The organism is Candidatus Binatia bacterium (assembly GCA_036504975.1).
Lineage (GTDB): Bacteria > Desulfobacterota > Binatia > UBA9968 > UBA9968 > JAJPJQ01.
This window is the reverse complement of sequence record DASXUF010000146.1, coordinates 49,484-57,914: the sequence shown is the minus strand read 5'-3', so window position 1 is coordinate 57,914 and position 8,431 is coordinate 49,484. Positions and strand designations below refer to the sequence as shown.

The following is an 8,431-nucleotide window of genomic DNA, read 5'->3' as shown; positions in this document are numbered from 1 at the left end:
GGTCTCACTTCGTTTAACAACAATCTCGTCTGTCCTGCAACATCCGGCGAGACGAAACGCGCCACGACCGAGGTCAAGTCCTCGTCCACGTAGTCCTGCAGCTTGCGCGCGCACGCCTCCGGAGTATCGAAAAACGGACTCAAGTGAGGAAGCGCCGAGCGCGGCTGCCGGTAGTAGCTCTCCGCCAGAGTCCATCCTTCCTTCTCGGCTTCCTCTGCGTCCGGCTGGAGATGAAAAGTAGCGAACAACGCGGACGGAATGCTTTTCACCTCGCGCCCGGCCTCGCGCGCGAACGCGGCGATCTTCTTCCGCCGCGCGGCGTACTTATCCAGGGTCTGCGCGACGGTGAACCAGCCGTCTCCCAGCCGCGCGACGCGCTTGAGCGCGTTTTCATTGTCGCCGGCGGCGATGAAAATGGGTATCGGCCTCTGAATCGGCTTGGGTTGGATGCCGATCTCCGGAAAACGATAGTACTTGCCCGCGAAGGAAAAGCTTTCCTCCGTCCACAGACGGCGCATGACTCGAATCGATTCTTCCAGACGGCCCGCTCGCTGCTTGAACGGCACGCCGCAAGCTTCAAATTCGAATTCCGCGTGCTTGTATTGCGGCGCGACGCTGACGCCGAAAAGAATCCGGCCCGCGGAGACGACGTCGAGCGTCGCGAGCTGGTGCGCGAGCAGAACGGGATTCCTGAGCGCGGCGATCAGCGGCACGGCGCCGATTCTTATCTTTCTCGTCTGCGCCGCCAGCGCGGCCATGATCGTGAGGCAATCGGCGTGCGCCCGGTCCAGGAGCGATATTCTCGGGCTGTCGCCGACCCAGAGATGATCGAAACCCGCCGCTTCGGCCGCACGCGCGGTTTGCCAGAATTCGTCCACAGCCGCCGCGCCGTGATCGCCGCGCACCAAATGGCGCGTGTGCAGCAGCAAGCCGAACTCGACGTTGGACTTTTTGACAACCTCGTTCATGGTTCGACAAGCTCACCACCAACGGGTGGTGGCTAGGACCAGCCGTTCGTCCTGAGCTTTGTCGAAGGACGAACGGAGTCTCTCCATGCACGTATCGATCGAGTAGTGCATCACCGATACGCGACGCGGATGCTCATGATCTGCGGCATGCCGGCGAGAAGCCGGCGAAACGATTCGCCCGCGTCTTCGGTCATCCACACGCTGCCATCGGTCATGCCGAAAAAAAATCCGTTCGGGTCTTCCGGATCGCCGGCGACCGCGCGTGATGCCGCTTTAAAATGCTCCGGCAAGCCGCCGGAAAGTCTTTTCCACGACTCCCCTTGATCGTCGCTGCGATAAAAAGCCGCGTCCGCGCCTTCCGGCCGGCGCCAGAACGGCGGCGGAACCGCCGCCGCCGCGGTAAGGAACACTCGCGGTTTCGACGGATGGAAAGCCGCCTGGGCCATGTAACGGCGATCCAGGCCCGCCGCGCATTTTACGAAGCGGTCGCCGCCGTCGACGCTTTTATAAAAGGACTTGCCCGAAGTGGCGACCACGACGTTCGGAGCGTCGGGCATCACGGCGACCGAGTGGGAGTCGAACTCCGTCCCCTCCTTGATATTTTTCCACGTCTTCCCGCCGTCTTTGCTGCGAACGATCCAACCCTCTTCGATTGCGCCGAAGATAAGCAACGGATCACTCCCGCACAAAGCCAGATCCTTGACGTGGCTGACGTGCGGCGGCTGGGGAAACGTCCAGTCTTCGGTCTCGGGCAGACTTCTCAACTGCTCGCAGTCGATCCAGCTATCGCCGCCGTCGTTGCTCTTGAAGATCGACGACGGCCCCGTGCCGAGGACCAATTCTCCGGTCGCCGGATGCTGCGCCAGCGACCACGCTTCTTTGTAGACGATCCCTTCGTTGATCTCGCGCCAGGTCGCGCCGCGGTCTTCGCTGCGGAACATGCCGCCGCGGCTGGTGGCGGCGTACATGCGCCGCGAGTCGTGCCAGTCGATCACGACCGGCGCTCTCAATGCCCCCTTGCCTTGCAAGCCCGACGGACGGGACTGGTAGCCGCCGTTTTCCGGCGTCGCCTGAAACAATCCCTCCGCGGTGCCTATATAAAGGATGCGCTCCGATTTCGCTGCCATCGTGCCCTCCCTTCTTTTGACTCCGGCTCGTTTACCTATCGGGTCCGGTCGTTTTGACGATTCCTTGTTCTTCCATGCCGCGCACCTCTTCCGCGCCGCAGCCCAGCTCGGCGAGAATCAGCGCCGTCTGCTCGCCGAGGAGCGGCGGCGGCTTGGCGCTTTCCGTGGAAAGTTTCGCGTAGCTCACCGCCGGTCCGACGAACTTCAACTTCCCCGCTTTGGCATGCTCGACCTCCTCGATCAAGCCGAGATGTTCCACTTGAGGATCGCTCAAGACCTCGGCCATGTTGTAAAGCGGCGCCGCGGGGACATCGCTCCGCTCGAGCCTTTCGAGCCACTCGGCCCGCGTTCGTCCGGCGAATACCGGCTTCAACTCCGCTTCGAGCTTCGAGTAATTATCTTTTCGCGCTTCCCGGGTTTGAAATCGAGGATCGGCCGCCAGGTCCGTTCGCTCCACCGCTTGGAGAAAGGCCTGCCAAAATTTTTCCGGCACCGAGCAGTGGACGACCAGCGGCAATCCGTCCTTGGCGACGAAGGCGAACGCGTGCGCGTTCTTCACCCGCTGGAGCCGGTCGGGAACCTGTCCGTTGCGCAAATAACCCGCGGCCGTCTCGCCGATAAACGCCAGCGTCGCCTGCAATAAAGACGTCTCGACCTTCGAGCCGTGCCCGGTCGCGTGGCGCGCGAGCAGCGCGCCCAAAATGCCGTAGCCCGCCGAAAGTCCGGTCGTGTAATCCGACAGCGCGATGCCCATGACTTCGGGCCGTTCCCTGTCGGTGAGCAGGCTCATCAGCCCGCTCATCGCCTGGCCCAGAGTGTCGAAGCCCGGCTTGTCCGCGTAGGGCCCGGTCTGGCCAAACGCGGAGATAGAGCAATAAACCAGCCGGCGGTTGGCGGACCGGAGCGCATCGTAGCCCAGCCCCAGGCGCTCGGCGGCGCCCGGGCGGAAATTTTCCACGAACACGTCGGCATTCTTGATGAGATCGACGCAAAGCTCTTTTCCCCTCTCGCTCTTGAGATCGAGGGCGAGGCTTTCTTTGTTGCGGTTGAGATGCGCGAAGTTCGGGCTGAAAAACGGGTCCGCCGCGAAGTAGCGGTAAGGATCGCCGTCGGGCGGCGCTTCGATCTTGATCACGCGCGCGCCGAGATCGGCGAGCAGCGCCGTCGCGTAGGGCCCGGTGACGAAGGTGGCGCATTCGATGACGGTGATGTCCGCGAGAGCGTTGATGCGCATGAAAGCTTCCCCGTCGTAAATCTCCCACGGTTTATTACATGAGTCAACGTTGACAACGAGCCGCGCCGGGTGTTAGGCCGGACCCAGAGAGGAGACGCTTATGTCATTTGCACGAATCCGCCACGTTGCAATTTACACCGAGAATTACGACAAGACCGCCGATTTTTATAAAACCATCTTCGGCATGAAGCAGATCACGACGGGGATGACCGACGAAAAGGGAAATTATAATCCCAGCCGGGGGCATATCAGCGACGGCGTCATCGGCCTCGCCCTGTTGCAGCGCCACGCGGGCATCCGCTCCGGCCTCGACCATTACGGCTTCGAAGTTCAGTCGAGCGAAACCGTGTTGGAAAGGCTGCGAAAAAAATATCCCGAGCTGAGAGTCGCGACCAGCCTGGAGCACGTGCCCTTCTCCGTTCTCAGGATTCAGGACCCGGCCGGCACGCACATCGATGTCTCCCAGCAAGGCGTCGCTAAGGTGAGGGAAGGCTATCTGGAACAAGGCTGGGAGCAGCCGCGCCGCTTGCATCACGTGGCGATCCGCGCGGGCAGGCCGCCGCTGTTGGCGGACTTCTATCAGGATGTCTTCGAGCTGCGGCCGGTGGAGAGCGGCTCCGAGAAGGGTTCAACCCTGAGGCTCACCTCGAAGGGCCAGCTCTGCCTGAGCGACGGCAAGGTGTCGATCGTCATCATCCCGACCGAGAATAACTCCTACCGCTCGATGACCGAAGGCCTGGACCACATCGGCTTCAAGGTGGAGGGCTTAAAACAAGCCGAAGAAGATCTGGAAGAGTTGAGTCGATCCCATCCCGAGTCTCGGCCGAAGAAAATCGATCTGGGAAGGTTCGGTCCCGTCACCCAGCGCGAGATCGATAGCTGCATGATCGGCGCGCGCTCCCTTGCGGACCCCGACGGCGTTCTCATGGATCTTGTCGAGCGATGAAGGCGGCCCGTATTCTTCTCAACCACTTTTCGCTGGCGCTCGCGCTCGCCGCGGCGTTTCCAGTCGTCCTTCCGGCACAAGAGCGCAGGATAACCGTCGGGCTGACCACGCGCACCGGCAGCAACTCCCTTCCGTTTGTCATTGCCGAGGAAAAAGGCTTTTTCAAAGGCGAGGGGCTGAACGCCCTCGTCGTCATCATGCAGAACCAGGTCGTGGTCAACGGCGTGCTCAGCAAAAACGTCGATTACGGCGGGACCTTTTCCAATTTCGTGGGCGCCGCGCTCGCGGGCCTGCCGGTCCGCATCGTCATGTCGGTCATGGACGGCTCGGATCACGTCCTGGTCACGAGTCCAAGCATCAAAAGAATCGAGGACCTCAAGGGCAAGATCGTCGGGATCAGCAGCTTCGGCGGCACGCCCCACAGCGAGGTGGTGACGATCCTGAGAAAGTACGGCATGAATCCGGAAAAAGATGTGACCTATATGCAGATAGGCGGCAGCTCGAGCCGCTACCAGGCACTGGAGAGCGGCTCGATACATGCCGCGATGTTGACACCGCCGTTCAACAAGATCGGGCTGAAGAGGGGCTTCCATGAGCTCGTGACCTTCAACGACGTGATGCAGATTCCTCTCGGCGGGCTGGCGGCGCATACGGACCAGATGAAAGAGAGAGGCCCGGAGATCGTCAGGATGATAAAGGCAATGAGCAAGAGCATCGATTACATTCGCACTCGTAAAAGCGACGTCCTATCACTGATGGAAAAAAGCTGGGGCATCAAAGACGCGGAGGTTCGAGACGGCATTTATCGCGACTTGGCCGGATTATACAGCCGGACGGGGATTGCGCCGGATGAAACGATGAAGAACGTGATCCGGCTGGTCCAGGAGACCCGCAAGAGCGCGGCGCCGGTCGCCGTCTCCGACGTGGCCGACTGGAGCTTCGCGAAAAAGGCCGGCGAAGAATTAAAAAAGTAACCTCACGATCCCAGCGCCTTGAAGAACCCTTCCTTCTCGAGCTCGTCGAGAATCGAGTGATCGACGAACTCCTCCGGCTTGCGGCCTCGCATCTCGGGACTGGTCGCGGCGTAAAAATCCAACGTGTCTTTGATTCCCTGCAGGTCCACGCGCGGCGGGAAAGAAAAACGCGGACCGAAATAGCTGTAGGTGTCGTTGAGAATGTCCTGATCCTCGACCCGCATCCTGCGGGCGAAGATCTTGAGAATCCGCTCGCGATCCGTCTTGATGACTCGAACCGCCTCGGAATAGGCCTTGACGAAGCGCTTCACGATGTCGCGGTTGTCGCGCAGATAGCCGCGCCGGACGTAAAGCGTAGACTGAGAAAAATTGGCCCTCATCTCCCCCATATCGGCGAGGACCCGATAGCCCGACTTTACGGCCATCGTAAGATGCGGCGGCGAGAGAATCGTTGCATCGAGCGATCCTACCGTCAGTGACAGAAGCCGCGTCGGCGCGTCTCCACCTATCATCACGTTCACCTCCTGCTGCTTGAGCCCCCACTCCTTGAGTGCGAGCTGCAGGGCGATGTCGTTGGAGCCGCCGAAGTTGAGAATACCGATTTTTTTCCCGCGCAAATCTTTCGGCGAACGGATGTCCGGCTTCACCACGAACGAGTAAGGAAACTTGTTGTAGGAAGCGGCGAGGATGACCACGTCGGAGCCGCGCGCGTAAGCCTGGAGCGGCGCCGTGCCCGAGCCGGTGGCGAACTGTGTGCTGCCGCCGAGGAGCGCCGCCACCGAGCGCGCGCCGCCCGTGATCATCACCAGATCCACGTTGAGGCCGTATTTTTCGAACAGCTTGAGATCCTTGGCGACCCACGAGGCGCTCTGGAATCCCGACACCCCGCCGAAATCGGCGACGATCTTGTCCGCAGCATCGGCGGTGGAATAAAGATTCAGAAATAGAGAAAGGAGCGTTACGAACACCGCCCTTCGACAAGGCTCAGGGCGAACGGAGCAATTATTCACAGCTCTTTCCCTCTTCCGTTCATGCTGACCTTGTCGAAGCATGAAACTTTCGCCACAGGTTGGTTCATGTTTTCCAGCCCTTCACCGAGATATCGATTCCGTTTCCCTCGGGGTCATGTAATCGGTACTCCGCGAACGGGATCCGGTCCGGTCGCTTGGCGCCGCGCCGGACTCCGGCCCGCTCCGCCCGGTCGCGCATCTCCTCGAGGTCCTGGACGTGAAAGCCGAAATGGTTGAGGCCGTTTTTTTCCTCGCCCGCGCGCTGATACAGCAAAGCGACGTTGAAATATCCGTCTGAGACGAAGATCGAGGAGCGGTCGGAGTAGGCGACCTCCTTCATCTGAAAAATACCGCCATAAAAATCGGACAGCTTCTTCGGATCGGCGGTGTAGAGCGCGAGATGGCGGATCGGAAACGGCGTTCTCTCCTGCGATGCGCCGAAGCTCCGTCGCGAGAGATCGACGAGGTTGCCGTCGGGGTCCGCCACCTGCCCTTCGCTGTACGGGCCGGAGCCCTTGCCGCTTTTTTGCGCCTTCTCCGCTATGCCGTCGAGGTCCTGCACCTCGAAGCCGCTCGCATGCAACCCCCGCGCGCTCTCATCTTGCTCCTTCACCAGGGCCAGCGTCATGACGCCGTCCGACAGGCGAACCAATGCTTCGCTCTCCGCGACCGTTTTCAGCTCGAAGACCTCGCGGTAAAAATCGGCCAGTCGAATCGGCTCTTTCGCCGTGATCGTCAGACAACGCAATTGAGACATAATTCCTCCTTCGGAGAATGTTGAATTTTTAATTTTGAGTTTTGAATTAAAAGGGATTTCTTCTTCAATTCAAAATTCATCATTCAAAAATCAAAATTATCGTCATCTTGGCGCCACCAGAATCTCGTCTCTCGGAAATCGGTCCATGATCTCGGCGCCGTCCTTGGTAACGACCAGCATGTTTTCCAGTCTGACCCCGCCGACGCGCGTCTCGCCTTCGCGCGACTCCACCGCGATCGTCATTCCCTCTTCGAAAACCTGCGGATGGTTGAACGACCACAGCCGGTTGATGATCGGCATATCGTAACCCGTGCTGGTGCCGAGGCCGATGCCGTGGCCGATCTCGCTCGCCAGGACTTCGACTTCTTCTTTATATCCCCAGGACGTGGCCGGCGGGAAGTGCTTCGCGGCATCGGCCGTCGTCTTGCCGGGTTTGATCTCGCCGATGATCGCGTCGATCCGGTCGCGCAGCCGCTTGTACCAGTCCTTTTCTATATCGTTCGGCTCTCGGCCGACGATGAATGTTCGATAGGTGCAGCTCCCGTAGCCCATGTAGGTCGCGCCGCAGTATGAGCCGTACACCAGATCGCCGACTTGGATCACGCGGCTCGACTGATGGAATCCCCGGTCGAACGTCGTCGGCCCGGTGCGCCAGCCGCCGGGGACCGCGCTCTCCATGCCGAACTCGTAGCCCGCCGCGGAACCGATCGTGGCGAGGTCCGAATCTTTCATCCCGGGCTTCAAGTTTTCCCAGACGCGGAACCACACGCCGTCCACCATCGCGGCGATCATTTTGAGGCAACTGATCTCGTCTTCGTTTTTGATCGCTCGTGCTTCGAGCATCGTCGGGCGGGTATCGACGATGTTTTTGATCCCTGCGCTCATCAAAGCTTCCCGCGCGGTGCCGTCGAAGCCACCCAGGCCGAGCTTCTCCCCGAGCAAGCCGCGCTTCTCCAGCTCGCCCTTGATGTCGGCGGCGAACTGCTTCGCTTCGTCCTGGCTGGCTTCCACGCCGGGCGCGCCGGTCAGCCACGAGCGCGCCGGCCGCCACTCTTTGATCCACGGCGCCTGGTCCGGCATCTGATGGTAGTAGCCGTTGTGCTCGTACATCACCGGATCGTGCTCGGCGAAAAAAAGCACGTAGCGCACCATCGGGTAGGCGAAGCCGCGCAGCGCGGTGAGATAGCGGACGTTCTGCGTGTTGGCTTCGAGCAGCGCGGCGAGACCGTTCTTGCGCATGATCTTGCGCGCGCGCTCCATGCGCCTGAGGCGCATGCGCTCCATGTTGATCCGTTCCTGCCAATCCGCGCTCTCGGGGCCGAACATCAGCTTCGAAGCAAATTTAACCATGGCGCATAGCCTCCCGAATCTCTGCCGCGAATCTAACTTGAATGGACGTGCGCCTGCAATAGTCC

The 8,431-nt window shown here is 60.6% G+C and carries 8 protein-coding genes; 2 read left to right on the top strand and 6 right to left on the bottom strand.

Features of this window, described 5'->3' with window-relative positions; genetic code table 11:
• The 3 genes from VGL70_18835 to VGL70_18825 form a co-directional block, all read right to left on the bottom strand.
• On the bottom strand, positions 1–968 hold a 968-nt coding region (locus tag VGL70_18835; protein ID HEY3305585.1), incomplete at its 3' end, for an LLM class flavin-dependent oxidoreductase.
• Positions 969–1,078: 110 nt separating this feature from the next.
• Positions 1,079–2,095: a hypothetical protein gene (locus VGL70_18830; GenBank protein HEY3305584.1), complete on the bottom strand. Its 1,017-nt coding sequence runs from the start codon at positions 2,093–2,095 to the stop codon at positions 1,079–1,081.
• A 31-nt stretch (positions 2,096–2,126) separates the two neighbouring features.
• Complete coding sequence (locus tag VGL70_18825; protein ID HEY3305583.1) at positions 2,127–3,329, bottom strand: CoA transferase; 1,203 nt, start codon at positions 3,327–3,329, stop codon at positions 2,127–2,129.
• Positions 3,330–3,429: 100 nt separating this feature from the next.
• Between VGL70_18825 and VGL70_18820 the strand changes: the two genes are divergently transcribed.
• On the top strand, positions 3,430–4,275 hold the full coding sequence (locus VGL70_18820) for a VOC family protein (GenBank protein ID HEY3305582.1): 846 nt from the start codon (positions 3,430–3,432) through the stop codon (positions 4,273–4,275).
• The gene (locus VGL70_18815; protein HEY3305581.1) at positions 4,272–5,249 is read left to right on the top strand and encodes an ABC transporter substrate-binding protein; all 978 of its coding nucleotides are present in this window, start codon (positions 4,272–4,274) and stop codon (positions 5,247–5,249) included. Before VGL70_18820 ends, VGL70_18815 begins: the two co-directional genes overlap by 4 nt.
• 2 nt (positions 5,250–5,251) lie before the next feature.
• Here VGL70_18815 and VGL70_18810 read toward each other — a convergent pair whose 3' ends face one another.
• From VGL70_18810 to VGL70_18800, 3 genes are all read right to left on the bottom strand, one after another.
• Positions 5,252–6,217: an ABC transporter substrate-binding protein gene (locus VGL70_18810; GenBank protein HEY3305580.1), complete on the bottom strand. Its 966-nt coding sequence runs from the start codon at positions 6,215–6,217 to the stop codon at positions 5,252–5,254.
• A gap of 106 nt (positions 6,218–6,323) precedes the next feature.
• On the bottom strand, positions 6,324–7,016 hold the full coding sequence (locus tag VGL70_18805) for a VOC family protein (protein ID HEY3305579.1): 693 nt from the start codon (positions 7,014–7,016) through the stop codon (positions 6,324–6,326).
• 102 nt (positions 7,017–7,118) lie between these two features.
• Complete coding sequence (locus VGL70_18800) at positions 7,119–8,366, bottom strand: M24 family metallopeptidase (GenBank protein ID HEY3305578.1); 1,248 nt, start codon at positions 8,364–8,366, stop codon at positions 7,119–7,121.
• Positions 8,367–8,431: the final 65 nt, after the last annotated feature.

What these genes read in the sequence shown, in the direction of transcription:
- VGL70_18825 (HEY3305583.1), bottom strand. Translation starts at nt 3,329, where the DNA reads ATGCGCATCAACGCTCTCGCGGACATCACCGTCATCGAATGCGCCACC.
- VGL70_18830 (HEY3305584.1), bottom strand. Translation starts at nt 2,095, where the DNA reads ATGGCAGCGAAATCGGAGCGCATCCTTTATATAGGCACCGCGGAGGGA.
- VGL70_18815 (HEY3305581.1), top strand. Translation starts at nt 4,272, where the DNA reads ATGAAGGCGGCCCGTATTCTTCTCAACCACTTTTCGCTGGCGCTCGCG.
- VGL70_18820 (HEY3305582.1), top strand. Translation starts at nt 3,430, where the DNA reads ATGTCATTTGCACGAATCCGCCACGTTGCAATTTACACCGAGAATTAC.
- VGL70_18805 (HEY3305579.1), bottom strand. Translation starts at nt 7,016, where the DNA reads ATGTCTCAATTGCGTTGTCTGACGATCACGGCGAAAGAGCCGATTCGA.
- VGL70_18800 (HEY3305578.1), bottom strand. Translation starts at nt 8,366, where the DNA reads ATGGTTAAATTTGCTTCGAAGCTGATGTTCGGCCCCGAGAGCGCGGAT.